This window comes from Enterobacter sichuanensis (genome assembly GCF_009036245.1).
In the GTDB taxonomy this organism is placed as follows: domain Bacteria; phylum Pseudomonadota; class Gammaproteobacteria; order Enterobacterales; family Enterobacteriaceae; genus Enterobacter; species Enterobacter sichuanensis.
Genome location: NZ_CP027986.1, coordinates 3577042 through 3602496, shown reverse-complemented (window position 1 = coordinate 3602496; position 25455 = coordinate 3577042). Strand labels below are relative to the sequence as shown.

Here is a 25455-nt window from a genome sequence, read left to right as displayed (position 1 = left end):
TATCGAGAGGATATGAATATGAACTTTGCAGACCTCCACAACCCGCATGATCCCCTTCTTATCGCTAACGTCTGGGATGCTGCCAGTGCTGTCGCAGCGCAAGAAGCAGGTTATCAGGCACTGGGAACGTCCAGCGCAGCAATCGCGTCCACACTGGGATATGAAGACGGGCAGGGAATGCCGTTTGATGAGCTATTTTATATGGTCACCCGTATCCAGGCTGTCAGTAAACTGCCCCTGAGCGTTGACATGGAAGCAGGGTATGGGGATTCAGCCGAAGAGATAGCAGCCAACCTCAGGCGCCTTGCACAGACAGGCGTAGCAGGCGTTAACCTTGAAGACAGCAGAGTCATAAACGGGGTGCGTCAGCTTGACGATGTCTCTGATTTTTCCCGTATTCTGAGCACAGTATGTGATGCGCTGAGAAGCGAAAATTGTCGCCTGTTTCTGAACATCCGGACTGATACTTACCTGCTCGGGCATAAAGATGCGTTGCAGGAGACAATATCACGGGGTCAGCGCTATAAAGCTGCAGGGGCTGACGGCCTTTTTGTTCCCTGCCTGACGTCAGAGAAAGACATCAGCCTCATTGCAGAGGCAACGGGGCTGCCTCTGAATGTGATGTGCATGCCCGATCTTCCGTCATTCGACAGGCTGAAACGGGCCGGGGTAAGCCGCATTTCAATGGGCAATTTTGTTCATTCGGCCATGCAGTCAACGCTGTCTGACGTCATGCATGCGATCCGATCTCGTCAGACGTTTGAAGGACTTTTTAGTGATGAAAATAACCGATAAGAATTTATGCGATATCTGGTATCAGGCATTACTTGAGCGTGCTTCAGAATATACTGGCGTGTTTTTTGTTGGCGTCAAAACCACGGGCGTATTCTGTATCTCGGTATGCCGGGCACGAAAACCCAAACGCGAAAATGTCGAGTTTTATAAAGATGCCAAATCTGCCCTTGCGGCCGGCTTTCGTCCCTGTAAGGTCTGCCGACCCGCTGAAAATGCGCACAGCGCGCCATTATTTGTTGAACAGGCGCTTGCGCTTGTCAGGCGCGATATTAAATCCCGCGTAACCGACGCGGAGCTACGCCAGCATGGCATCAGTCCGGAGCGGGTAAGGCGCTGGTTCCTGCAACATCACGGCATCACTTTTCAGGCTTTCCAGCGAATGCAGCGGGTCAACATTGCCCTGCAGGAGCTGAAAAGCGGACGCGCGGCGACGGACGTTGCGCTGGACAATGGCTATGAATCCCTGAGCGGGTTTGGTTATACCTACAAGCGGCTTACTGGCGCAGCGCCGACTCAGACAACCCAGGTGATTGTTATTCACCGGTTTACCACGACGCTTGGGCCGATGTTTGTCTGTGCAACAGAGCGGGGAGTGTGCCTGCTGGAGTTTACCGATCGCCGGATGTTAGAAACAGAATTTCGCGATATTCAGCGGTTATTTAACGCCAGAATTGTCACCGGAGAAAACAGCCATACCCGGCAGGCAGTAAAAGAGATTGGCGAGTATTTTGCCGGAACGCGCCGACAGTTTGATCTTTCTTTAGATGCTCCGGGCGGTGATTTTCAACAATCCGTCTGGCAAGAACTGCGTGCAGTTCCTTATGGACAGACATCACACTATCAGGCCATTTCACTGAGGCTTAATAAGCCAAATGCTGTGCGCGCCGTCGCTGCTGCTAATGGGGCAAACCGGATTGCGATTGTGATCCCCTGTCACAGGATAATTGGAAAAGATGGCGCGATGACGGGTTACGGAGGGGGAATTTCACGCAAAGAATGGCTTATTGAGCATGAGAGGAAGAATGTTTAATGGCGTGATGTTTCTGTGTGGCCGGGAAATTTTATGGGCTTTAAGGTCTTCATCAGTCGCTGAGTCTGCATACTTCTCAGGAGCATTTATCCAGCTTAGCGGAAAGCCTTTTCATTCTGTTAAATAGTGACTTCAGCTTACGTTTTCCGACGCCGGTGCGGCAGTTACCGTTATGTACTTTTTCAGACCTGACGCCCGTTTAACACCTTTGGGATCCGAAACAAAAGGAAGCCGCAGACGAGGTGAATCGGATACTTTCAGTGTCCAGATATAATCCCCAATAAACCTGAAATCCACGCTATCGTCAGTAACCTGGAGATCCGCAAAAGTTCCTGTCGAGTACTCATTTCCTAAATGAACAATTTCTTTAAGCCCGTCATGAACGTCAATAAGGGCAATTGTCAGGGATTCTTCAAAAATAATGTCATCCGTCAGAAACAGGATGTAGCGCTGTTCATTAACCTGGACTGCTGCTTCAAGCACCTTCCCCGGTACAAGAATGCCGGTGCTTTTACCATTGAGCACAACGTCAGATTGAGCCTGGGATACATCGGTAGCTTCGCGAACCTGAACCAGAGATACTGAATTAACCTGTTGCATAATCACTTCCACAAACGTCCTGTTTCCCATGCAGCAAAAGCACTGCCGACGAAGCCATCGATAGTTGTGCCAACGTCCCCTATTGAATGATAAGGCCGTCTGGCAATTTCTGGTATCCATTGAAGCCTGAATACGCGCAAAGTTGTTCATGCCGGGAACCTGGATTGCATCCTTTCCCAACATTTTTTGTCGTGGCATCGTCTGATCCCAAAATTAGGATAACGCTAAGGTGTATGTTCTGGACGGTACCAAAGGCCAGTATTAGGATTTAGTTCTTCAGCTTAAACAGGGAAAGGTTATGGATACGACCAAACAGTTAAACGGAACATACTTCTTTGATGGAATGAGCGTCGATAAAGAGGAGCTACTTTACTGGCTTCTTCTGGATGAATTTAAAAAGCAGTTTAGTGATGTGATTGACTTGCTGGCAATTGCTTCCATGTTGGTCAGCTTGCCGGTAATTCCTGTTAGCGGGAAACTGGGGGCAGGTGCTGCAACCAGGGGAACAAGCCCGCTTTCTCTTGGGCTTCGTACGCTTACCCGACAGCGTTTTAAGCAGGGCCGTAGAACCATCACCAGGGCAAAACTCTTACGTGGCGAGTGGGCATACACAACCAGTATAGGGGCATACATCGGGAGATGGCTCCCTTGGGTTGGTGCCGTACTGACGGCCTATGACCTTGCTATGATCACCCATAACGTTATCCACCGTTATCAGCTTATCGTTGGGCCAGGAGAAAGGTAATGACAGACAAAGCCACACTCGTCAGGGAACTCATTAAAAAACACTTCTGGGAAATGTCGGACGATACCTCTGTAAGCACAGGGAAACGAAGTGTACTGCCGGAAGATATGACTGATTTCCTTGAGGAATATTCAGGAAGTCTGGATGTGGATATGTCTGGCTTCGTCTTTAATCGTTACTTCCCAAATGAGGGGATTCGCTTCCTGCCAAATGCGATATTGCCCCGCTATCTTAGAACCGATCATCATGCGCCCGAGCCGTTGACAGTGAGTATGCTTATTGAATCGGCGAATGCTGGTCGCTGGCTTTTTTAACGATAAGACAGGATAAACCGTGCCATTATCAGCCCTTTCGGGGGAGAATAATGCTGCCAGGTTAATGCTTGCGAGTGATGGCTACAGTGGCCGGAGCAAGCAAACGCTGCGCGAGATTATTGGTGTGAATAATGGAACATAATCCAGGCTGTAGGGTGTTATATCCGCTTGCATAAAGAGGTACAGCGCATCAGCATCCGCGACCGATTAAATGATTTTATGCAGGCGCACTGCGTGGAGCCAGCCGCCGCCCAGGCTGGCAAGAGGCATCCAAAACCGCAATCACTCTGGATGCGACCAGTAGTAGCATTACAGGTTGGCAGATGTACCAGATAACTAAAGGGAACTGATTATGCCACAAGATTTGGAATTTTCGCTTTATCCTCCTGTCTGGCCTGCTGTGGTCTATTTTATTGTATCTATTGTGGTTTTCTTCTTGCTTTATTTGGGGAAGTTAAAAGTTAACAGGCTTCATAAATATCCATTATTTATTGCTTATATGATATTTGTAATCGCTATTGCATCCATTCAGATAAACATCTTTGCAAATGGCTACGAATTTGTAAGCGGCTTTTTGCATATTAATTTTGATCCCTATCGATATGACTCGGTATATTGGGGATCCTTGTTTTTCTCCATGCTTTACTTGCTGGCGACGCCTAAGAACAATTTTTAGCATTCCAACTTTAATAGAGACGCGGTAGTTCAACGTGTCGGTTTTGGTGGCTGAGAATATGTTATAAGCAATAGTGGGCTGTCCTATGTGGTTAAGGTTGCGGCCAGTGATCACATGCGCGCCGTGTGGACTGACTCCGCCCCGGTAGACGATCCTGCCCTATAGTTTGAGCATAGGAGGAACGTATGGGCATCCCACGATTTACACCTGAATTTAAGGAAGAAGCCGTCCGTCAGATAACGGAATGCGGTTATCGACGTTAAAAAATGGGAAATTAATCAGGCTGCCGGTCGCTACATCCGCTCGCATGAGGAGGTGCAGCGCATCAGCATCCGCGAACGTTTAAATGATTTTATGCAGGTGCACGGCGCGGAGCTGGCCGCCGCCCTTGCCCCTGAACTGATGAATTATTCCGGGCAACACTCCGCCGTTCAGCGCTGCGCCATGCAGCACTCACTCGACTATCTGCGTGAGGCGCTACAGCTCTGGCTGGTCGCCGGTGAAAAAATTAATTATTCGGCGCAAGATAATGACATTTTAACGGCCATCGGATTCAGACCTGACGCGGTTTCGCGCGATGATAGTCGTGAAAAATTCACGCCTGCACAGAACCTGAATTATACTCGCCGCCGTGCAGAACTGGCTGTGCCGTAGTCCGCTTAAAAATCCCCAAAATCCCTCCATTTTTACGTATAAAAGCCATGCATTCATAAGGTGCATGGTTTTGCATGCGTTTACCGACACTGAATCCCCCGCCAGCGCCAGCACTGGCGGCCCTGAGGCCGGTCATGCACCTGCATTAAAAGCGCCCCCTTAAGCGGGCAGGCGGGGCGGGGAGAGCATTGCGCGCAAAGATTGAAATAAATTACAAAAAGTATATAAAGATGAAATGCTTGATTTATGAGATTTTTCTTATAGTAAGAGCTGGGATGTCAAAATTGAAACTTATCAAAAACAAAGGAGGTTGTTGTGCTAGTTTATGTTAATTCGTTTAATTGTGTTGGTGAGGATGGTTTTTTTAGTGTGGTGCGCTCTGTTTGCGGTTGGCTTAACAGAGTTTCTAAAATTCGAATTTCTCCAGATGAGCTACTTTCACGTCGTGATTGGAATTTAGAAAGAGCCTATGTCAGAACCTACACGGCAGATCGGATGGATCCCAAAATCTATTCCATAATGTATACACATCCAGATAAAGATGTAAGTGGTAGACAATGGATTACCGAAATTGGTATTAGAAGGGAAGGTGCAAACACGTTTGTATCCATATTATTAGAAATAAGTGATGTTAGTACCCTGGTTGATGCCAAGCCAATAGCCACCAGACCGTCGCTTGTTTCATATTTAAAAAGAAACTGCGTATTCGATTTTGATGTTGTTGGTCAGCGAGTGGATTATATTAAAAGTCAATACGGTGACTTTCAATATTTAATGCATGAAATCTCTAGAGATGACCGGACTTACCCTCTAGTTTTTATTAGTGAAGGAGTTAATGGATTTCCTGTTATTCCAGAAAAATTACAAGAACAACTCATCGGCCTTGCTCAGGTTGTTGCAACAAGTGGTAAAATGGACTCTTGGGAAATGGAACGTTTGCTCGGGAGGAATTATTCATCTTGGGGTGGTGCAATAAATATCATTTACCCAATGAATCAGTCTGGTTATATAGGGACAAAGCTTTTTCTTCCAAAGCAAATTGATGAGATTAAGGTTAGTAATATACCTGTTAACAACCATATATTATCTGTGATAACACATTCATTTAATGGTTATAATAAAAAACTACATTTATCACCTGCAAATGTCCGAGCCAAAAGACAGCGAGATGATAACATTGCGTTTAGGCAACGAATGAACGAATTAAAGGGTGGGGTTCAGTTTGAAGCTTTGCTTGATGAGGCTCTGTTAGAGTTTGAAGAGTTCAAGTCAGCAAGCGAAGAGTTAGAACTCGATTATCTGAAAAGGATTGATGAAATAGATGGAAAGCATGATGCGGTTGTAGCAGAGAAGAATAAAATTGAAGCCGAATTAGAAAGATTAAAGTTTGAGGTAAGGAATTTTAATCGTCGGGCAACAAATGATGGAGATGACATTGATGTTGAGAATATAATATCTTTAATTAGTAATAGATTAAATCCTGAGTCTGTTCTAAGATTATTAGAGCTCCTTATTCCTAATAATGTTGAGATTCTTAAGTCAGCGTTCATATCAGCACGGGAATCTTCTAAATTCAAGCATAACCATAGATTGATTTATTTGTTGTATAAACTTTGCACGGTGTACCTCATCGAGTATCTTGAAAATGGGGATAATACAGCTAAAGATATTCTTGGCGACGCCTATTCAGCAAATGAGTCAGAGACTGTAGAGCGCTCCGCTACATTGTCTAAAATGAGAGAGTTTGAATATGATGGTAATAAAATAAAAATGTTTCAGCATGTTGGGATAGGAACGGCCCGTTCAAAATCTGAGACTATAAGGATCCATTTTTTTGTTGACAGGAAAAAACGTAAAATAATAATTGGCTACTGTGGTGAACATCTTGATGTTAAATCTACTTGAATCGCCTAAGTCATTAATTTCGAAAGTTAGCTTGGGCCGAATTTAGTTTTTTATTATTGGGGGGCACACAATGCTACCCCAATAATTCATTAATTGTTTTCGTTGTTCTAAATATATCGATCGATTATAAGCACGGCGTACTTCATTTTTATCACTATGAGCAAGAGCCGCCTCTATAACATCGGGATTGCAGCCTTGTTCGTTCAAGGCGGTACTGGCTATTGATCGGAGACCATGAGCTACCAATTTTCCAGCGAAACCGATCCGTTTTAGGGCTGCATTTGCAGTTTGGCTGTTCATTGATTTATTTGGATTATTTCTGCTTGGGAAAATATGTTCACGATGAGCACTAATCGGCTTCATCAGTTCTAGGATATCTAATGCCTGAGGTGATAGAGGCACGATATGCTCACGCTTAGCCTTCATGCGCTCGGCAGGAATTGTCCAGAGCTTTGAATCGAGATCGATCTCTGTCCACCGAGCGCCGGATGCCTCTGAAGGACGCACGAGGGTCAGGAGCTGCCACTCAATTAGGCAGCGAGTCGAAACAGAAAGATTTGACATAACCAGAGATCGCATCAGCTTAGGTAGTTCTTCTGGCCGGAGCGTCGGCATGTTTTGCTTTTTAGGTTTTTCAAAAGCCATACCAATACCTGATGCTGGGTTGGCATCAATCAAACCAGTGTTAACCGCATAAATCATTATTTCGTTGATACGTTGTACCAGGCGACGAACTGTTTCCAGCGCCCCACGAGCTTTGATTGGCTCAAGAGCTTCAACCAATGTCCGGGCTTTGATTAGCTGAACGGGGATTTCTCCGATGGCAGGGAATATATCTTTCTCCAGTGAGCGCCAAATATCTTTTGCGTAATCAGGGGTAACGCTTTTGCTTTTAAGATGGAACCAGTTAGCGGCGACCGTTGAAAAAATACTGTCCAGTGCGATTTGCTGCTGTTCCTCTGCAACTTCGGCCTGAATTTGTGGGTCAATTCCGTTGGCTAATAAGGCAAGGTAAGCAGCTCTTAACCCTCGGGCATCAGCAAGTGAAAGTGCAGGGAAGGCACCGAGCCCCATCATTGTTCGCTGCTTTGTTGCCGGGCGTTGATAACGGAATCGCCAGAGCTTTTTCCCGCTGGTTTTTACTATCAGGAAAAGGCCATCGCCATCATGCAGCGTTAGATCCTTCTCTAACGCTTTAACGCGCAGAACTTCGGTGTTGGTCAGGGGGCGTGTTGTCCGTGCCACTGTGGCCGCTCCTTCATGAATTGGTATACGCTTTTAGTATACATTTTACCGTATACCTAAACGTATACCAATATTCCCCGGATTTAGCCGGATGCACTCGGACAACGGCAGACACAAAAAAGCCCGCAGGGCTTGTGCCATGCGGGCTTTCTGTACTTCACCGGACGTATCCGGATCATTATTTGGTGGAGCTGGCGGGAGTTGAACCCGCGTCCGAAATTTCTACATACCATTTTTATTATAACGAAAACAGTTATTTATAATTAAAAACAGTATGTTGGTGTTTTGTGGTTTTTGGCTATTTCATACTTTTTTAATGCTCTGCCGCCAAAATGCCGCCATTATGGTATGCGTTTGTAGTTCATTTTTTGATCTATCAGGAGTTCTACCTTCCTGAAAGTTGATCTTTCATAGAGTTCAACTAAAGATTCATCTAGACTTTCAATTTTAGAGCTAGAGCTAGAGCTAGAACTAAATCGATGTTCATCATCTGAAGCAGTAGCACTATCTCCCTTGTATTTTTCTGGAATTATGTCGAGAGTACTGAATACTGTCCATGATACTGGATTTGTCATTAGGAATGTTCTTTTTAATACAGGGCAATGGCCTGAATAATCAATAGGCAACTCTTCCATTTTTGGGGGGATGATAACATTTATACCGATGCTTTTGTTTTTTTGATTAAGTATTTTTGTTGAGCGGTATGATATACCCGAAATATCTTTGTTTTTGTCACTGCTTATCCACTGCATAAGAAGATTAGGAATGATATATTCCTTGTGGAAATTAGCGGTGCTATGATATTTACTGTAATTGCAAGCAAGCACTAGAGGCCATGCTAATAGCTTGGAGATAATATTATTGATTCCCCATGAGCCGTAATTATTGTTTGACTCCTGATAGTCGATTTCAATATCACTGATTTCTTCTGGTTCACTTTCTTGATTATAATCGATATCGAAATGGAAGAAACGATCTAATGGCTGTGTTTTTACTGCTGATGTTAAGTTGTAACCAAGATCTAATATTCTTAAATCATCTGTTTCTTCATCAGTCTTAAATGAAGAAATGTACAGTTTATCAAAATCTGGTTTCCCCATCTCTTGCCAGCAAACAAATATCGATGAACCAAGATAAAGACATGGCAATCCAGAAACAGAGAATCGCATCGCACCAACTCTATGTCTATCCTCAAAAGGTATATGAAACAGTTCTTTGCGTTCTTTTAATATTGTATCACTACTTCTCACTCGGAATAATAGATTATCTTTGTTACCTATTTTAGATAGAGGCCTTGTCATATTATATATGTGAGTGTTCATGGCTGTACGTGTAATGGCTTGGTCAAAAGTTGTATATGCTTCTCTTATATTCCCTCTTAAATATTGTGCTAGTGTGTCTGTTATTTTTTCTGAAAATGTGGAGATTGTTATTTTTCTTTTCTTTATCTTTTTTATTAAGTTGTTACCAGGGTGTTTTAGAGCTATTTCATCTATGGCTCTCAAATAACATTCAATACGCTCATTAAAGTCACTTATCAAGTTTCCTTTATGTTCATAGGGCGGTTGTAGTAAAGGGTGTTTATTTAATGTGTCGTATATCTCAATAAGTTCGTCTATTAGTTTCATTTTAATATCCTATTGTCGAAAGCGGGTTTTTTGTAACAGCATCCTCCAAATGGTCTGGAGAAAAATGCGAGTAAACCATTGTCATTTTTATATCGGCATGCCCGAGAATTTCTTTAAGAACAAGTATATTTCCACCGTTCATCATAAAGTGACTCGCAAATGTATGCCGTAGTACATGGGTACACTGGCCCTCAGGTAGCTCTATCTCAGCTCGCTTAACGGCACGTTCAAAGGCTTTTCGGCATGGCGTGAATAACTTCCCTCTGTTTTTGGGAAGTTCGTCGTACAGTTTCTGAGATATTGGCACGGTCCGGTTTTTCTTGCCTTTGGTTTTGGTATAGGTAATTCGGTATTTTGATAACTGATGGCCCTGTAGGTTTTCGGCTTCACTCCATCGTGCGCCAGTTGCTGGGCATACCTTTGCTATCATCAACAGGCCGGGGCTTTGAGAATCAGCGCAGGCATCGAGAAGGCGTTTTATTTCGTCAGAGTCCAGGAACGCCAATTCTCCCTCTGCGATTTTGAAAGTTGGTAACCCGGCGAGCGGGTTAGGTGCTGACCAGTGGCCCAGTTTTTTCAAGGTACCAAAAACGGATGATAAGTTACGCTGTTCCAAGTTTACCGTGCGGGGCTTTACTGGTGACATTAGCATGCCGTCTTCGTTACGTACTTCACCTTTCAATCGTGCTTCACGATATCTCGTAAAGTCACCGGCGGTTAACTCTGAAGCTACAGGGTCTCCCAACCCATTGCAGATAATGTTGAGTTTCGCCATTAGCCGTTTGGGGTCAGCGAGAGTCTGGCCGTAAAGGGAGTGCCATTGCTCAATCAATTCAGACAAACGCCGCCGATCTTCCTTTTCACCCAGCCACGGCTTTTTGTTCACTTCATCCATGGTGAAGTTTTCGAATGCTACGGCTTCGCCTTTCGTCGCAAATTGCTTGCGGACGCGCTTGCCGTCCCGCCCATTAGGGTAGCACTCACACAACCATTTTCCGTTCGGCTGTTTCCTGATGGTCATGACTAAATACTCTTGATTACTTTAATGGCTCGCCCGACAACTTCCACATCATCAACAGAACACTCAAAGGATGAGTCGTCCTGGTGAACAACAATTCTATTGCCTGGTATTCGGGCAATCTTGACGATGCTTTTCACCCCATCAATATCGACAAGCCAGTAACCATTGCTAACCTGTTTGACAGATATATCCACTACAAAGCAGTCAGTAGACGTTTTTATAAACAATGAATTGCCGGGCTCACTGTCCAGTAAGCTGCTATCAAGCAAGACTTCCCCTTCGTTATTCAACTCTCCATTCTTCAATTCGGCTTGCTTAATGCTGGGGGCAACGATTTTGGAAAGTGGTCGAAGCGTGATGTTTGACTCGTTTACGGGGATTTTTTCTCGGTCTTCTGAAGTGAACATTTCACCCTGGCCTGTGGCTAGCCATAGCAGCGAAACCCCTGTTTCAAGTGCACACTGGATGACCCACTCAGCAGGGAAGCTATCCCGTAAGTTTCTGTTTGCCATGGTGCTTTTTGAAATTTTTAAATGGTCAGCTAGTGCTTGTTTGGTGCTGAATCCATATGCCTTAAGCAATCTTTCGATCGCCTCTCTACCTCCCGTATTGGGACCTGCCTGGATGTTGATCATCAAATACTCCATTGACGACCACTTAAAGTGATCGTAGTATCGCAATTATCCCGCAAGGGGAATCCCGAAAAGTGGGCTTGAACGAGATAAAACTAACTTAAACCTAAGGATACTGCACTATGAGTACAGATATTTCAATTCGTGTACCAAAAGAGATGGCTACGCCTGCAGAGTTCGCGGAGTGGGAAGGTATTTCCCGCGGCTCTGTGTACCAAAAAATTCATCATGGTCAACTTGCTAAGTACATGGTTAAAAAAGAGAAAAACAAGGGGCGCGTAAGCTTGCGTTACTTGATGTACAAAACCGATCAGGTTCGTGAGTCTCTCGGTCATTCCAACTTCCGCGTCATTGTTGGTCAGTAAGTTCGATTATGAGAACTTTCTGTGAGGATCAAATGTTTGATTATAAGGTTTCCAAACATCCACACTTTGATGAAGCCTGCCGAGCTTTCGCACTGCGTCACAATATGGCGAAGTTGGCTGACCGCGCAGGCATGAACGTCCAGACGCTGCGCAACAAACTGAACCCCGAGCAGCCCCATCAACTCACGGCGCCGGAAATTTGGATGCTTACCGATATAACAGAGGATTCAACACTGGTTGATGGTTTCCTGGCGCAAATCCATTGCTTGCCATGTGTGCCGCTGAACGAAGTAGCCAGCGAGAGAATGCCTCATTACGTGTTGAATGCTACAGCAGAGATTGGTCGTGTTGCAGCAAGCGCTGTTTCTGGCGAACACCAGACAACAACGGAACGCCGCCAGGTTATCGAAAGCATCAATTCTGTCACTCGCTTAATGGCACTTACAGCTGTTTCCATGCACGCGCGCCTGCAGTACAACCCGGCAATGGCAAGTGCTGTTGATACAGTGACGGGCCTTAGCGCGTCTTTTGGTCTGATTTGAGGTGCTCATGCTTAATAAAGAACCCTCATTCGCATCGCTTTTGGTTAAACAAAGCCAAGGTATGCACTGCGGCCATGGCTGGATTATCGGGAAAGATGGTAAGCGCTGGCACCCGTCCCCCTCTCAGGGAGAACTGCTGGCAGGGCTGACCACTACCAAACAGGTGAAACCATGGCTATTGAAGGCACTGCTGCGACTGTTCCACTAAGCCCGGGTCAACGGCTTGAAGGTTTGAACCGTATAGCTGAATTGAGGGCGAGTGTGTTTGGTCTGAATACTGAGCCAGAGCTTGAAAGGTTCATTAAAGATATGCGTGACCGTCGCGATATAAACCATAAACAAAATGAGCGGGCACTGGCAGCCATATTCTTTATGGCAAAAATTCCGGCAGAACGTCACGGCGTTAATATTAGTGATCTAACTACTGACGAAAAGCGGGAGCTGGTTAAAGCAATGAATCATTTTCGTGCAGTGGTGAGCTTATTTCCCAAACGGCTAACCATGCCGAATTAACCCACAACAGAAATTAATGGCGTAAACCCGCCGGGCATTCTTTTGCCCAAATTCAGGAGAATGAACCATGCAGAAAGAATTACGAAAAATGTTTGTAGCCGAAACCGACTCGCTTATGGCGGTGATCGATATTGCCAAACGAGAGGAGCGCAAAGGCCGCGCGCTCGCAGTTTCAATCCGCCTTGAGGCGCTGGCAACTCACATCACCAACAAAGGTTTAAACGGTATAGAAGCGGCTGAGCTACTGCGCTGTGAAGCAACCCGCTACGAAAATGAATCTCAGGAGCTGCACTAATGGCTGATTCTATGGACCTCGTACAGCAGCGCGTTGAAGAAGAACGTCAGCGCCACATCCACACTGCCCGCAGCAGAGCGCCGGGCGTTTCCCGTGTGCTTTGCATCGAATGCGATGCACCCATCCCTCCAGCTCGCCGCCGCGCTATTCCGGGCGTGCAGTGCTGTGTGACCTGCCAGGAAATCGCAGAGCTTAAAGGCAAGCACTACAACGGAGGCGTTGTATGAGCACTATCCTGAAATGGGCGGGCAATAAAACTGATGTCATGCCCGAATTGATTAAGCACCTTCCTGCTGGCCTGCGACTGGTTGAACCTTTCGCGGGTTCCTGCGCTGTGATGATGGCAACAGACTATCCCAATTATCTTGTCGCAGATATTAACGCTGACCTTATTAATTTGTATAAGAAAGCGGCCCACCATTCTGAGGAATTAATACAGGTTGCGTGGGGGTTTTTCAGCGAAGATAACAGTGCTGAAAAATATTATGAAAACCGACTGCGTTTTAACGAAGATACATCCCTGACTGCCCTGGAGCGCGCCGCATTATTCCTGTATTTGAATCGCCATTGTTATCGTGGGTTGTGTCGTTATAACCAAAGCGGGAAATTTAATGTTCCCTACGGTAATTATTAAAATCCATATTTCCCTCATGCAGAAATCCTGTCCTTTGCTGAGAAGGCAGTGCGTGCCACGTTCATCTGTGCCAGCTATGACGAAACGCTGGCAATGCTGCAGGCGGGTGATGTTGTCTACTGCGATCCGCCTTATGACGGTACTTTTAGCGGTTATCACACTGCCGGGTTCTCTGATGATGACCAGTATGATTTGGCATCTATCCTGGTGCGCCGGTCATCAGAAGGCCATCCGATCATTGTGTCCAACAGCGACACCAGGCTGATTTGTTCGTTTTATCGAAAATTCACCCTTCACCGTATCAGCACAAAACGCAGCATTGGCGTTGCCGCGGGCGAAGGGAAAAAAGCTTACGAGCTCATTGCGGTGCTTAAACCAAGGGTGTGCGTAGGCGTCGATCCCGGTGGCACTGATTGCTCTGTTGTATGGAAGGTGCCTGCGTGAAAGATGTGCAGCTCGGGGCCCATCATTTTCACGGCACGCCTGTTTGGGGAAGTGCCGGTGATGTTCATCGCATTGCGGTGAGCGGAGCCGGTGCTTTCGTTTCATATGTGCGCCCGGACCAGATTGCAGCATCTCTCAATTATGCCGCCGCTGTGGGTATTGATAACGGAGCATTTTCAGCATGGATGCGGGGCCTGGTTATTAACTGGTGCGAATTCTATGAGTGGCTGCTTGGCTATTACCACCACCCTAAAGTGGCTTTTTTCGTAATCCCTGACGTTGTGGAGGGGGGAGAAAGTGATAACGATGCACTGATTCGTCAGGTTCCTAGCATGTTTCGGGATAAGGCGGCTCCTGTCTGGCACCTGCACGAATCTATAGATCGTCTGGTTGAGCTTTGCCGCGAATGGCCCCGGGTTTGTTTTGGGTCATCTGGAGAATATGCGGTTATCAGGACAGAGCGCTGGCATCGTCGTATGCAGGAGGCTTTCGAAACTATTTACTGCAAATATACCTTTCAAACCAGAGTTCATGGCCTGCGTATGCTTGATGGGCGTGTGATGGGCAATTATCCACTCGCCACCGCTGACAGCACGAATCTGGCCTGCAATGTTCCTAAATTCAACTCTAAATATCCTGAACTAACCAGGGCTATCCGCGAGGCTGAGTATTCACGCGGTCTTAGCGAAAAAGAGCTCAAAGCCGTAATTTTGAAAAACCGTTGCGCCATTCTTAAAGGCGCTATCGAGGCAGTGCGGCCGCCCTCTATCTCTGAATGGTCCTCAAAAGGGTTGCAGCCTTTCCAGCTTGAACTGGAGATCGCATGAGCAATTACCGCTATTCCTGGAATGCTGAAAAGAAAGCGGTTAACCCTTATCTGGATACAGATAAGGGTGCCATTTCATCCGTGCTTTCAAACCTGATTACTCTCTATGCTGCGGATAACGAGCAGGAACAACTGCGCCGCGAAGCCCTGAGTAATGAGGTCTGGGATCGCTATTTCTTCAATGAATCCCGTGATCCTGTTCAGCGGGAAATGGAGCAGGACCAGCTGCTAAGCCGCGCCAAAATGGCCCGCGAACAGCAGCAATTTAATCCCGATCTGGTCATCGTTGCTGACGTGAGCGCCCAGCCGGCGCATATCAGTAAGCCGCTTCTTGAACGGATTAAATATTTCGAGGGTCTGGGAAAACCGAAGGCATATTCCCGCTATCTGCGTGAAACCATCAGGCCGTGCCTGGAACGCCTCGAGCGCGTGCGTAACAGCCAGATTTCTGTGTCATTCCGTTTTATGGCGAGCCACGACGGGCTGGATGGCCTGCTGGTTCTGCCGGAAATGAACCAGGAGCAGGTCAAGCGGTTATCTACCCTGGTGGCGGCACACATGAGCATGTGTCTGGATGCTGCCTGCGGTGAGCTGTTTACGGATGAAGACGTTACGCCGGAAGAGATCCGCCGGTCATGGGAAAGGGTGGCCGCTGAGGCCATGCGCCTTGATGTCATCCCACCTGCTTTCGAGCAACTGCGCCGTAAAAAGTACCGCCGTAACCCGGTCCCATACGAACTTATTCCGGGCTCGCTTGCCCGTATGCTTTGCGCGGACTGGTGGTATCGCAAGCTGTGGCAGATGCGGTGTGAATGGCGGGAAGAACAGCTGCGCGCTGTCTGCCTGGTTAACAAAAAGGCGTCCCCGTATGTCAGCTATGAGGCCGTGATCCACAAACGCGAACAGCGCCGCAAATCACTGGAGTTTTTTCGCTCGCATGAGCTGGTTAACGCCGAAGGTGACACGCTGGATATGGAAGAAGTGGTAAACGCCAGCAGCAGCAATCCGGCGCACCGGCGCAACGAAATGATGGCCTGTGTTAAGGGGCTGGAGCTGATCGCAGAAATGCGTGGTGAATGCGCCGTGTTCTATACCATCACCTGCCCGTCACGCTTTCACGCGACGCTTAATAATGGCAGGCCAAACCCGAAATGGACCAGTGCCACGGTCCGCCAGAGCAGCGATTACCTGGTGAATATGTTCGCCGCCTTCCGTAAGGCGATGCACAAAGCCGGGCTGCGCTGGTATGGCGTCCGCGTTGCTGAACCACACCATGACGGCACCGTGCACTGGCACCTGCTTTGCTTCATGCGCAAGAAAGACCGCAAATCCATCACCGCGCTGCTGCGTAAATTCGCCATTCGTGAGGACCGGGAGGAGCTGGGCACCAATACCGGGCCGCGCTTCAAGTCTGAGCTTATCAACCGGCGCAAGGGTACACCGACCAGCTATATCGCCAAATACATCAGCAAGAATATCGACGGGCGCGGGCTGGCGCAGGAAGTCAGCAAAGAAACAGGCAGATCACTGCGCGATAACGCTGAGAATGTAAACGCCTGGGCTTCGCTGCACCGTGTCCAGCAATTCCGCTTCTTTGGTATTCCTGGCCGCCAGGCGTACCGCGAGCTGCGCCTGCTGGCCGGTCAGGCTGCCAGGGTGCAGGGTGACAAGAAGGCCGGCGCGCCCGTACTGGAAAACCCGCGTCTGGATGCTGTGCTGGCCGCAGCTGATGCTGGCTGTTTTGCCACCTACATCATGAAGCAGGGCGGCGTTCTTGTTCCCCGCAAGCATCACCTGGTCAGAACTGCCTATGAACTGAACGACGATCCGAGCGCCTACGGCGATCACGGTGTTCGTATTTATGGTATCTGGTCCCCGATCATTGAGGGCCGGATCTGCACTCATGCAGTGAAGTGGAAAATGGTTCGAAAAGCCGTTGACCTTCAGGAGGCGACAGCCGACCAGGGCGCTTGCGCCCCTTGGACTCGTGGCAATAACTGTCCCCCTGTTGAAAATTTGAACCGGACAGGGGGTGAAGAACCGGATATTCCGTCCATGGATGAAAAGGCGCTCCAGGACTATCTGCACGGCATGGGCAAAAAGGAACGGCGGGAGCTGGTTGCCCGGCTCAGGCTTGTAAAACCGAAACGCAGAAAAGGCTACAAACAGGAAATTACGGATCACCAGCGCCTGCAGCTCGATGCGGAGTTGAGGTCCAGAGGCTTTGACGCCAGTGAAACGGAAGTGGATCTGCTTCTGCGTGGCGGCAGCCTACCATCTGGAGCCGGGCTGCGCCTGTTCTACCGGAACAAGCGCCTACAGGAGGATGACAAATGGCGTCAATGGTACTGACAGCTCAGAGAAATGGCATATCTATTAATCAAAGAGTTAGCTGAGTAAAAAACTATTTCAGCTTTAAAATCATATGATGTACTGTATATATAAACAGTTATATTGGGAGGGAGTTGTGAACGATTTGTTCATGGAGTCACTTGCACTGCAGCGGATAGAACTTATGGCCCGGCTGGTTGCCAGTTCAGATTGTAGCGATGACGATAAGGAGGTTGCGATTTCGTGGCTGTCGGAGCTGACAAGCGATCTGGTTACCAGGATGAATGATTATGGAGTAGGGCAGGATGAGAATACGCATTAGTGATTCCGCATGATGGGAAACTCTCTCTCATATGGCATCCTGCGGTTTGAGAACGTAGTGCATGTCTATGGTGCATGGATTCGCATGATCCAAAAAGGATCGCAACGGGCCGGGGCCGCCAGAACTGGCGCGCTTTCCGACCTGTCCTGCACCTGCATGAAAACCTCTACACAAAGTGGGCAGGCGTGGCGGGGATACGAGCGCGCGCTAAGTGCTTTATATCTGCTTTTGAGATAGACACTTCACTGACTCGATTATTATGAGTGATATCCTTGAAGACGATGTTCAATCTCAAGATTAGCTCACTCGGTGTCAACTGGGCATAGTCAAGATTTTGCGAGTAAATTTAGAATAAGTGACAAAATGTGCTCAGCTTCTTGGTTAGATGAGATTCATGATTTCTGTACTTGAAATTTTTCAAGCATCTATTAACATTAACTGACTTTTTCCTTTTGAATTGAGAGTGTTACATGAATAAAGTTCTAGCATGGAATATAGGTAATGGCGATGTTGATTGTTTCGTAACAGTCATGAATGCGAAGAAATTATTTGATATTTCTGAGGTTTCCAGGGCCGATGACAATCCTAAAGAGGGTTATCAAAGACTTCTTAGTGATAAAAGAGCGAAATCCATTGCTGCTTATCTTGATGAAGGTAATATAATTCCAGGTGCGATAATTTTAAGTACTAAGGAAGGATGCAAGCTTAAATATAATGAAGCTGAAAAAATGTTAGATTTTGAAGATATTGCAGGGAAGTTATTTGTTATTGATGGACAACATAGATTGTTTGGTGCGAGCATAAGTAAAAATGATATTGAATTGCCAGTTTGTATCTTTAGTGGTTTAAATCTTAAGCAAGAAGTGCAATACTTCTTAGATATAAACTCGAATCAAGTTGGTGTGCCAAAAACTTTACGAATTGAATTGTTGAAGTTCTTGTCTGAACCGGAGTCTAAAGAATCTATTTTAGTCAGAATGTTCCGTGAGTTGGGGGATGATGTTGCGTCGCCATTGTATGGTAGAATAGCACCAACGGCATCTATTCCTGGCAAATTATCACATGTGCCATTTCATTCTAGTTTAGAAAAACTTATTGATAGCGGGACTTTGAAGAAATTTGATTACGAGAAAAAGAAAATATTAGTCATGCATTATTTAAATGCTGCTTCAGATATTCTTAAGGAGATAGAGGGTAATGACAAGCGCCTAGCAACATCGGTGTTTTTTCAAGCGTTGTTTTTAATATTTGAAGATGTTTGTTCGTACTCAATTACCTATTACAGAAATTATTCGCAGTCATCTTTTTATAAGGTTTTGTCTGGTGCGAATAAAATTAATTTTGAATTGCATAGCGGCACGAACTCTCAAAATGTAAAAGCATTGGCTGATGATTTGAAAAACCTCATTGAGCTTAATATTAGAACCCTTGAAACTCCAGATGACTTGTTAGGTTAATAACTATGTTGCCTGATAAATTATTTAGCAGGACGATTAAAGCCATTAGTCAGCATTCTCTTTCACCTGAACCTGGTAAAGAATATCGTTCTAAAGATACTATTAAAGAGGTGTTATTAGATCCAGGACATGATTTGATTTTTGATTTTGGAGATTTAAGTTCATTTTCGGTCGAGTTATCTTCTGAATTATATAGGGATGCATTATTTTCAGACTTCCATTTTGGGAGGGTTAGAATTGAAGAGCAGGTCAAGAATTTGCAAGTGCAAATTTCAAATTCTTGTCAAACATCTTGGGTATTAGTTACTGCGTATTATGCAGCCTTTTTTATGGCTACTGAGATTACAAAATTATGTGGTAGGTATATCATCAATTTTTCAAATGATGATATGAAGGAAATAATTAGAAGGTCATCAAATCCCTCAGCTTCGAGTGTGGTATTAAATGATTCTAATTATGGATATCAAGCTGTTCTGAAAAATTCACAATATGATAAGAGGGTTAAAGTTTATTTCGAGAAAAAATCTCCTCGAGTACATGTTGAAGTTTGGAAAAATATTGCTGAAATTGTACGGAGATTGGATGTTGAAGACGAGGATGTACAGTTAAAGGAATTGTTCCTTAATATATGTGATGAAGATGATGTTCGTTGGCATAAACCCAGTAGAATAAGGAATGATTGGAATTATAGATATTCTAATTATTACGGGGAAAAAGGACAGGACCTTGGGGAAATATTCTATAGGAATATTAGAAGTTACGGTTCTTCTTTATCTTGGGCCGGAAACCGGACATTGCAACCACATGAAAAAAATATTGTGGCTAGTTTGTCCTATATTTATCATGTTCTTTATAGAACGATTGAAAGCTTAAGTGGAAGATTATGTGTAACATAATTAATTTAGCGATTTAGTAAAAAAACGCCTTTTACGGCGTTTTTACTATTAGTTTAACTTATAGGGTTTGAATACTATTGCATTTATGCCCAGCCAATAGTTCAACTCCTTAATTCTCTCCTGTAGTGGAAGCAATTCATTTCTTACAAAAACCTTACTTGCTTTCTCAACATCCCCAAACCCCCCAAGATTACTCGGCATAATCCCCATCATCTGTGGCGGAACGCGGTGCGCGGCCATCATATCGTCCCGGCTCACGTTCTTGATGTTCAGAAACTCATCTTTTGCCGCCACCTCCGACAGTGGGATGATCTGAATGCCGTCCTTTTTGCCGTTGGGCGAGTACATAAACAGGTTGCGGAAGTTGCCTGGTCCTTTGGCGCTTTTCATAGCCTGGCGGATGTTGTTCACGTCCTCCTGGTTCTGCGCTGCGTCGGTCAAGTACATGATAAAACCCGCATGGCTACCGTTGATGTAGTACTTCCTGCGGAACAGCGTGGCGGACTCATTCAGCAGGGCAGAAGGGATGGCTGAAAGATAGTCCGGCAGGCCGTAAATCTCCTGGTTAAGGTCTGGCTCCATCAGGTGAAAGATACTGCCTTTGGTGAACTCGTAGGGCTGTGTGGTCATGCCGTATTGCACAAACCAGTATGTGTCGAGATCGATCCCGCGACGGGTGTATTTCGCCAGTGATGGTTCCAGCGAAAGAATGCCACCCAGCCGGTTGGTGCGCTTCTCCAGATAGGCGTTACCGAATACTAGATAATCCTGCACAAATCGGCTGAATGCTTGCTGGCTCAGCAGTGGATGGGGAATAAACGTGCTGGTCAGGATGTTGCGCTTAACGGCAATCGGTGAACTGTGATGCACGGCGGCGCGGTAGGTGCGGGCTAGGCCGTCAAAGCTCACGGGAGGCTCATACCACTTATCCATCTGCACGCATTCCACATAGTCCAGCAGCTCGCGACGGTCCAGTACCGGGATCGGATCGCCAAAGCTGAACGCTTCGGCGTGAGTTGTATTCTTCTGCTGCGCGGCTTCCTGTACTAGCGCAGTGCTGGTCAGGGCGTCGTGTTCACTCATTAAAAAATCTCCACAATGTTGCTGGTATTGGCGGCTTCGCCCTGCAGCGGTTCGTTAAACAGCGCGTGCATCGTTGCCCAGGCCAGGTCTGCGTGGCTAGCTTCTTCGCTGCGGCTGGCTTCGTAGGTGGGGCGGTTCCCGCTAGCGGTAGTGGCGCGGCGGATTGCCATGAATGATTGCGCTATGTCGGTGTGCCCTGCGTCAAACTCCAGACGGCGGTGGCTGATAATGTCGTAGGCCTTGAGCACTAAGGCGTTTTTGACGTTGGGGTTGTAGACGAACTCGCGCACGGCAGGGAAGAACGCCTTCACGTTCTCATACACGCCGTGGCCAACGCCGGTGGAGTCGATGCCGATATAGGTCACGTTGTACTGCTGCGTCAGTTTTTTGATAGCGTCTGCCTGGGCGCGGAAGTCCATCCCGCGCCACTGGTGACGCTCCAGAATGCGGAACTTTCCGCCCGGCACGGCAGGCGGAGCCATGACCACGCAGCCCGCGCTGTCGCCATTCTGCGTGCCTTTGGCCGGGTCATAGCCGATCCACACTTCGCGCCAGCCAAACGGGCGCAGCGCCAGCGCCTGAAAATCGGACCAGACTTCCCAGCTGTCCACCATGCACGCCTGCAGTTCGCTCAGCGGGAATACTGACGCCAGATCGTCAATGAATTCGCACATCAGCAGGTTCTGGTATTCGTCCGGGCTGTACTCCATCCGCAGCTGATCCAGGTCGAACAGGTTACAGCCGCCGCGCACCGCATCCTCCACGGTGACGATCTGGCGGTACTGGCCGTCCGGGCAAAGCAGGCCCGGGGCCAGATTGCCGTGGGTCAGGTCAATATCCACCTTGTCCGCTTTGGCGCGGCCCCGGTTGAACAGCGCACCGGACCAGAACGGATAGGCGCTGTGTGTCAGGCTGGACGGGGTTGAAAAGTAGGTCTGCCGCCATTTTTTATGGATAGCCATGCCGGAGGCCACCTTGCGCAGCTCCTGGAATTTCGGGATCCAGAAATATTCATCCAGGTACAGGTTGCCGTGGTAGCTCTGCGCCGTGCGGGCGTTGGTACCGAGGAAGTACAGGCACGCGCCGTTGCTGAGCGTCATCGGGTCGCCCTTCAGTTCTACATCCACCTCTTTCGCAAAGTCGATGATGTACTGCTTGAAGACGTGCGCCTGTGCTTTGCTGGCTGAGAGAAAAATCTGGTTGCGGCCGGTGGTGATGGCGTCAATCAGCGCCTCCCGGGCAAAAAAGAAGGTTGCCCCGATCTGGCGCGATTTGAGCAGGTTGCGGATACGGTGGTGGTTGCCTGCCTCGTACCAGTGGCGCTGGTAGGCGAACATCGAGCCATGGAAAACCTCCTGCAGCTTCTCGATCTGTTCGTCGGTGAAAACGTTCTTTTCGGGCTGGCGGCGCGGGCCTTTGTTGCGGTTGGCAACCTTCGGATTTAAATCAGCCTCGTTCCCACTATCGTTAAATTTACCGATCCGGGCGTGGCGCTCTGACTGGCGCGCCAGCAGGTCAATTTCCTTGAAGTCTTTCCCTTCTTTCTGCTCCTTCATAATGAGCTGGCAGTAGCGTGCGGCGGTGGTGAGCTGCATCAGATCCAGCGGCCCATACTCGCCCCACTTGTCACGCTTCTTCCAGCTGTGAACGGTTGCAACTTTCTCGCCCAGCATTTCAGCAATGCGGGCTACACGGTATCCCTGAAAGTACAGCAGCATGGCCTGCCGACGGGGATCGAGGTCTGCGGGGGTCATTGTCGTGTTCATTGCCCAAACATACGGCCTTGCCCGGCGGCTTTCCCCGGCTGCGGTTTGTGTGGCTGACCGTACAAGCGCCGCGCGTTGTTTCACTCCCCCCATCACCGCAACCATAAGGCTCCAGTAAGTTATTTCTAACGGAGCACGGCTCATGACAGTGAAAGCAAAGCGCTTCCGTATCGGGGTGGAAGGTGCCACCACCGACGGGCGCGAAATCCAGCGTGAATGGCTGGTACAAATGGCTGCCAGCTACAATCCTGAGGTGTATACGGCACAAATTAACCCTGAGCACATTAAAGGCTATTCACCAGATGGCACGTTTAAGCGTTATGGGCATGTCACCGGCTTAACTGCCGAAGAAATCACGGAAGGGCCATTAAAAGGGAAAATGGGGCTGTACGCCGAGATTAACCCTTCGCCCGATCTGATTAGTCTGATTAAGCAGTGGCAAAAGCAATTCACCTCTATGGAAGTCAGCCCGAAATTTGCCGACACCGGCAAAGCCTATCTCGTCGGCCTGGCTGCCACTGACGATCCGGCGAGCCTGGGCACCGAGATGCTGGCTTTCAGTGCCACCGCCAAACAGAACCCGCTGGCTAATCGCAAGTTAAGCCCTGAAAACCTGTTTACCGCCGCCGAAGAAACGCTGATCGAACTGGAAGAAACCCAGGACGAAAAGCCGTCCCTCTTTGCCCGCGTCACCGCCCTGTTCACCAAAAAAGAGCAGACCGATGATGCGCGTTTCTCAGATGTGCACAAAGCCGTCGAGCTGGTCGCCACCGAGCAGTAGAACCTGAGCGAGCGTACTGATAAATCTCTGTCCGACCAGGACGCGCGCATGTCTGAGCTTGAATCTTCGCTGCAGGAGCAGCAGGCCGCCTTTGCCGAGCTTCAGCAGCAGCTGAGCCGTGAAGACAGCCGTAAAGATTACCGCCAGCGCGCGCCGGGCGGTGACGCACCGGCTGGCACCCTGACCAATTGCTGATGGAGCATAAAACCCGATGAAAAAGAATACCCGCTTTGCCTTTAACGCCTACCTTCAGCAGCTGGCGCGCCTGAACAACGTGGAAGTGGAAGAACTGTCCAGCAAGTTCACCGTAGAGCCGTCCGTACAGCAGACGCTGGAAGATCAGATCCAGCAGTCCGCCGCTTTCCTGACGCTGATTAACATCACGCCGGTTGCGGAACAGTCCGGCCAGCTGCTTGGCCTGGGCGTTGGCTCCACCATTGCCGGGACCACCGACACCACCACCAAAGAGCGCGAACCTATCGATCCGATGCTGATGGAGGACGTGGAATATAAATGCGAACAGACCAACTTTGATACGGTGCTGACCTACGCAAAGCTGGACCTGTGGGCGAAATTCCAGGACTTCCAGGTGCGTATCCGTAACGCCATCGTCAAGCGTCAGGCGCTGGACCGCATCATGATCGGCTTCAACGGCGTTAAGCGTGCCAAAACCTCTAATCGCGCTGAAAACCCGCTGCTGCAGGACGTGAATAAGGGCTGGCTGCAGAAAATCCGCGAAGATGCGCCGGACCACGTTATGGGCAGCACCACCCAGGACGGCACCATCACCGCAGGCGCGGTGAAGGTGGGCAAGGGCGGCGACTATGCCAACCTGGACGCCTTGGTGATGGATGCGGTCAACGAGCTGATCGACGTGGTTTATCAGGACGATGACGAGATGGTTGTTATCTGCGGCCGCGAGCTGCTGTCTGACAAGTATTTCCCGCTGGTTAACAAAGAGCAGGAAAACAGCGAGAAAATCGCCGCCGATCTGATTATCAGCCAGAAACGCATGGGTGGGTTGCAGGCGGTTCGTGCGCCGTTCTTCCCGGCGAATGCCCTGCTGATCACCCGTTTGGATAACCTGTCCATTTACTGGCAGGAGGACACCCGCCGCCGTTCTGTTATCGACAACCCAAAACGTGACCGAATTGAGAACTTCGAATCCGTCAACGAAGCGTATGTGATTGAAGACTACCGCTGCGCGGCCTTGGTCGAAAACATCACTATCGGTGACTTCACCGCGCCAGCTGCGCCGGAAGGTGGGGAGTAACGCATGAGCCTGAGTCCCGCACGGCAGCACCGCCTGCGCATTCAGGCCGAACAGGCCGCCCGGGAGTGCGGCAGTGTTCGCCATGCGTCCGGCTATGACCTGATGCTACTGCAGCTGTCAGAAGACCGCCGCCGCCTTAAGGGTATCCAGTCCACCGTGAAAAAGGCGGCAATCAAGGTGGAGCTTCTGCCGAAGTATGCCGCCTGGGCGGAGGGCGTGCTGGCTGCCGGAGGTGCGCAGCAGGATGACGTGCTGATGTACGTGATGCTGTGGCGTATCGATGCCGGTGATTATGCCGGTGCGCTGGAAATCGGGCGTCATGCGCTGCGCCATGGCTGGGTGATGCCGCTGGGCAACCGCAACGTGCAGACCGTTCTGGCGGAAGAAATGGCTGACGCCGCACAAAGCGCCCTGCTGGCCGCCGCCGGTTTTGATGCCGATCTGCTCCTGCAGACGCTGGAACTGACTCCCGATCTGGATATGCCGGACCAGTCCCGGGCACGCCTGCACAAAGCCATCGGCGCGGTACTGACCGAAAGCAACCCGGCTTCTGCGCTTAATCACCTTACCCATGCGCTGCAGCTCGATCCCCGCTGCGGCGTGAAAAAAGAAAAGCAGCAGCTGGAGCGCAGATTGCGCAGTGACAGCCGCTAACGAACGTGCCCCGCGCACGGGCGGCACG

25 protein-coding genes and 4 pseudogenes are annotated in these 25455 nt (G+C 48.5%); 22 read left to right on the top strand and 7 right to left on the bottom strand.

The genetic code is table 11. From position 1 onward, the window contains the following. Nucleotides 1–18 precede the first annotated feature (18 nt). Together C1N69_RS17405 and C1N69_RS17400 are read left to right on the top strand one after the other, a co-directional pair. Entirely contained in the window at nt 19–795 is a 777-nt protein-coding gene (locus tag C1N69_RS17405) for an isocitrate lyase/PEP mutase family protein (protein WP_155031609.1), read from the top strand. Further along, entirely contained in the window at nt 779–1825 is a 1047-nt protein-coding gene (locus C1N69_RS17400) for a bifunctional transcriptional activator/DNA repair enzyme AdaA (protein WP_155031941.1), read from the top strand. Before C1N69_RS17405 ends, C1N69_RS17400 begins: the two co-directional genes overlap by 17 nt. A gap of 132 nt (nt 1826–1957) precedes the next feature. Here the strand turns inward: C1N69_RS17400 and C1N69_RS17395 are convergent, their stop codons facing one another. Then, entirely contained in the window at nt 1958–2425 is a 468-nt protein-coding gene (locus tag C1N69_RS17395) for a hypothetical protein (protein ID WP_053060164.1), read from the bottom strand. Between the two features lie 298 nt (nt 2426–2723). On the opposite strand from C1N69_RS17395, the gene C1N69_RS17390 reads away from it, so the two are divergent. From C1N69_RS17390 to C1N69_RS17360, 6 genes and pseudogenes are all read left to right on the top strand, one after another. Further along, nucleotides 2724–3170 carry an STM2901 family protein gene (locus tag C1N69_RS17390; RefSeq protein WP_155031608.1) on the top strand — a complete coding sequence of 149 codons (447 nt, stop codon included), beginning with the start codon at nt 2724–2726 and terminating at the stop codon, nt 3168–3170. Beyond that, nucleotides 3170–3484 carry a DUF1493 family protein gene (locus tag C1N69_RS17385; RefSeq protein WP_155031607.1) on the top strand — a complete coding sequence of 105 codons (315 nt, stop codon included), beginning with the start codon at nt 3170–3172 and terminating at the stop codon, nt 3482–3484. Before C1N69_RS17390 ends, C1N69_RS17385 begins: the two co-directional genes overlap by 1 nt. Before the next feature lie 97 nt (nt 3485–3581). Next, a pseudogene (locus C1N69_RS23005) lies at nt 3582–3742 on the top strand (phage polarity suppression protein); the annotation flags it as partial. Between the two features lie 94 nt (nt 3743–3836). Continuing rightward, on the top strand, nt 3837–4160 hold the full coding sequence (locus C1N69_RS17375; RefSeq protein ID WP_059386409.1) for a hypothetical protein: 324 nt from the start codon (nt 3837–3839) through the stop codon (nt 4158–4160). A 252-nt stretch (nt 4161–4412) separates the two neighbouring features. Then, nucleotides 4413–4814: pseudogene (locus C1N69_RS17370) on the top strand (phage polarity suppression protein); the annotation flags it as partial. 315 nt (nt 4815–5129) lie between these two features. Further along, entirely contained in the window at nt 5130–6719 is a 1590-nt protein-coding gene (locus C1N69_RS17360; RefSeq protein WP_141401603.1) for a hypothetical protein, read from the top strand. A 42-nt stretch (nt 6720–6761) separates the two neighbouring features. Here C1N69_RS17360 and C1N69_RS17355 read toward each other — a convergent pair whose 3' ends face one another. The 4 genes from C1N69_RS17355 to C1N69_RS17335 form a co-directional block, all read right to left on the bottom strand. Next, a complete protein-coding gene (locus C1N69_RS17355) occupies nt 6762–7964 on the bottom strand; it encodes an integrase domain-containing protein (RefSeq protein ID WP_155031606.1) in 1203 nt (400 codons plus the stop codon). Nucleotides 7965–8305: 341 nt separating this feature from the next. Beyond that, nucleotides 8306–9592, bottom strand: a complete 1287-nt coding sequence (locus tag C1N69_RS17345; protein WP_155031604.1) for a hypothetical protein — start codon at nt 9590–9592, stop codon at nt 8306–8308. Between the two features lies 1 nt (nt 9593). Further along, nucleotides 9594–10613 carry a site-specific integrase gene (locus tag C1N69_RS17340; RefSeq protein ID WP_155031603.1) on the bottom strand — a complete coding sequence of 340 codons (1020 nt, stop codon included), beginning with the start codon at nt 10611–10613 and terminating at the stop codon, nt 9594–9596. Nucleotides 10614–10615: 2 nt separating this feature from the next. Further along, entirely contained in the window at nt 10616–11248 is a 633-nt protein-coding gene (locus tag C1N69_RS17335) for a phage repressor protein CI (protein WP_155031602.1), read from the bottom strand. Nucleotides 11249–11367: 119 nt separating this feature from the next. On the opposite strand from C1N69_RS17335, the gene C1N69_RS17330 reads away from it, so the two are divergent. From C1N69_RS17330 to C1N69_RS17270, 11 genes and pseudogenes are all read left to right on the top strand, one after another. Next, nucleotides 11368–11610, top strand: coding sequence for a Rha family transcriptional regulator (locus tag C1N69_RS17330; protein ID WP_000102106.1), 243 nt, complete (start codon nt 11368–11370; stop codon nt 11608–11610). Nucleotides 11611–11642: 32 nt separating this feature from the next. Continuing rightward, the gene (locus C1N69_RS17325; RefSeq protein WP_155031601.1) at nt 11643–12152 is read left to right on the top strand and encodes a phage regulatory CII family protein; all 510 of its coding nucleotides are present in this window, start codon (nt 11643–11645) and stop codon (nt 12150–12152) included. A 7-nt stretch (nt 12153–12159) separates the two neighbouring features. Beyond that, the gene (locus tag C1N69_RS17320) at nt 12160–12360 is read left to right on the top strand and encodes a phage filamentation protein Fil family protein (protein WP_155031600.1); all 201 of its coding nucleotides are present in this window, start codon (nt 12160–12162) and stop codon (nt 12358–12360) included. Continuing rightward, nucleotides 12324–12665, top strand: a complete 342-nt coding sequence (locus tag C1N69_RS17315) for a DUF5347 domain-containing protein (protein ID WP_155031599.1) — start codon at nt 12324–12326, stop codon at nt 12663–12665. The genes C1N69_RS17320 and C1N69_RS17315 overlap by 37 nt, the downstream gene beginning before the upstream one ends. 88 nt (nt 12666–12753) lie before the next feature. Continuing rightward, entirely contained in the window at nt 12754–12960 is a 207-nt protein-coding gene (locus C1N69_RS17310; protein WP_162138795.1) for a DUF2732 family protein, read from the top strand. Beyond that, nucleotides 12960–13187, top strand: a complete 228-nt coding sequence (locus tag C1N69_RS17305) for a TraR/DksA family transcriptional regulator (RefSeq protein WP_155031598.1) — start codon at nt 12960–12962, stop codon at nt 13185–13187. The genes C1N69_RS17310 and C1N69_RS17305 overlap by 1 nt, the downstream gene beginning before the upstream one ends. Next, nucleotides 13172–14038, top strand: a pseudogene (locus C1N69_RS17300) (DNA adenine methylase); the annotation flags it as partial. The gene C1N69_RS17305 and the pseudogene C1N69_RS17300, both read left to right, overlap by 16 nt. A 5-nt stretch (nt 14039–14043) precedes the next feature. Continuing rightward, on the top strand, nt 14044–14865 hold the full coding sequence (locus C1N69_RS17295; protein WP_420841813.1) for a hypothetical protein: 822 nt from the start codon (nt 14044–14046) through the stop codon (nt 14863–14865). After that, complete coding sequence (locus C1N69_RS17290) at nt 14862–17216, top strand: replication endonuclease (RefSeq protein ID WP_155031596.1); 2355 nt, start codon at nt 14862–14864, stop codon at nt 17214–17216. The genes C1N69_RS17295 and C1N69_RS17290 overlap by 4 nt, the downstream gene beginning before the upstream one ends. 771 nt (nt 17217–17987) lie before the next feature. After that, nucleotides 17988–18974: a DGQHR domain-containing protein gene (locus C1N69_RS17275; protein WP_155031594.1), complete on the top strand. Its 987-nt coding sequence runs from the start codon at nt 17988–17990 to the stop codon at nt 18972–18974. 5 nt (nt 18975–18979) lie between these two features. Continuing rightward, a complete protein-coding gene (locus tag C1N69_RS17270; protein WP_155031593.1) occupies nt 18980–19870 on the top strand; it encodes a hypothetical protein in 891 nt (296 codons plus the stop codon). A 48-nt stretch (nt 19871–19918) separates the two neighbouring features. Here C1N69_RS17270 and C1N69_RS17265 read toward each other — a convergent pair whose 3' ends face one another. Both C1N69_RS17265 and C1N69_RS17260 read right to left on the bottom strand, forming a co-directional pair. After that, entirely contained in the window at nt 19919–20953 is a 1035-nt protein-coding gene (locus C1N69_RS17265; RefSeq protein ID WP_155031592.1) for a phage portal protein, read from the bottom strand. Continuing rightward, entirely contained in the window at nt 20953–22719 is a 1767-nt protein-coding gene (locus tag C1N69_RS17260; RefSeq protein ID WP_155031591.1) for a terminase ATPase subunit family protein, read from the bottom strand. Before C1N69_RS17260 ends, C1N69_RS17265 begins: the two co-directional genes overlap by 1 nt. Before the next feature lie 142 nt (nt 22720–22861). On the opposite strand from C1N69_RS17260, the pseudogene C1N69_RS17255 reads away from it, so the two are divergent. The 3 genes and pseudogenes from C1N69_RS17255 (at nt 22862) to C1N69_RS17245 (ending at nt 25427) form a co-directional block, all read left to right on the top strand. Continuing rightward, nucleotides 22862–23695 (top strand): annotated as a pseudogene (locus tag C1N69_RS17255) (GPO family capsid scaffolding protein). 16 nt (nt 23696–23711) lie between these two features. Continuing rightward, nucleotides 23712–24773: a phage major capsid protein, P2 family gene (locus tag C1N69_RS17250; protein WP_155031590.1), complete on the top strand. Its 1062-nt coding sequence runs from the start codon at nt 23712–23714 to the stop codon at nt 24771–24773. A 3-nt stretch (nt 24774–24776) separates the two neighbouring features. Beyond that, the gene (locus C1N69_RS17245) at nt 24777–25427 is read left to right on the top strand and encodes a phage terminase small subunit (RefSeq protein ID WP_155031589.1); all 651 of its coding nucleotides are present in this window, start codon (nt 24777–24779) and stop codon (nt 25425–25427) included. Nucleotides 25428–25455 lie beyond the last annotated feature (28 nt).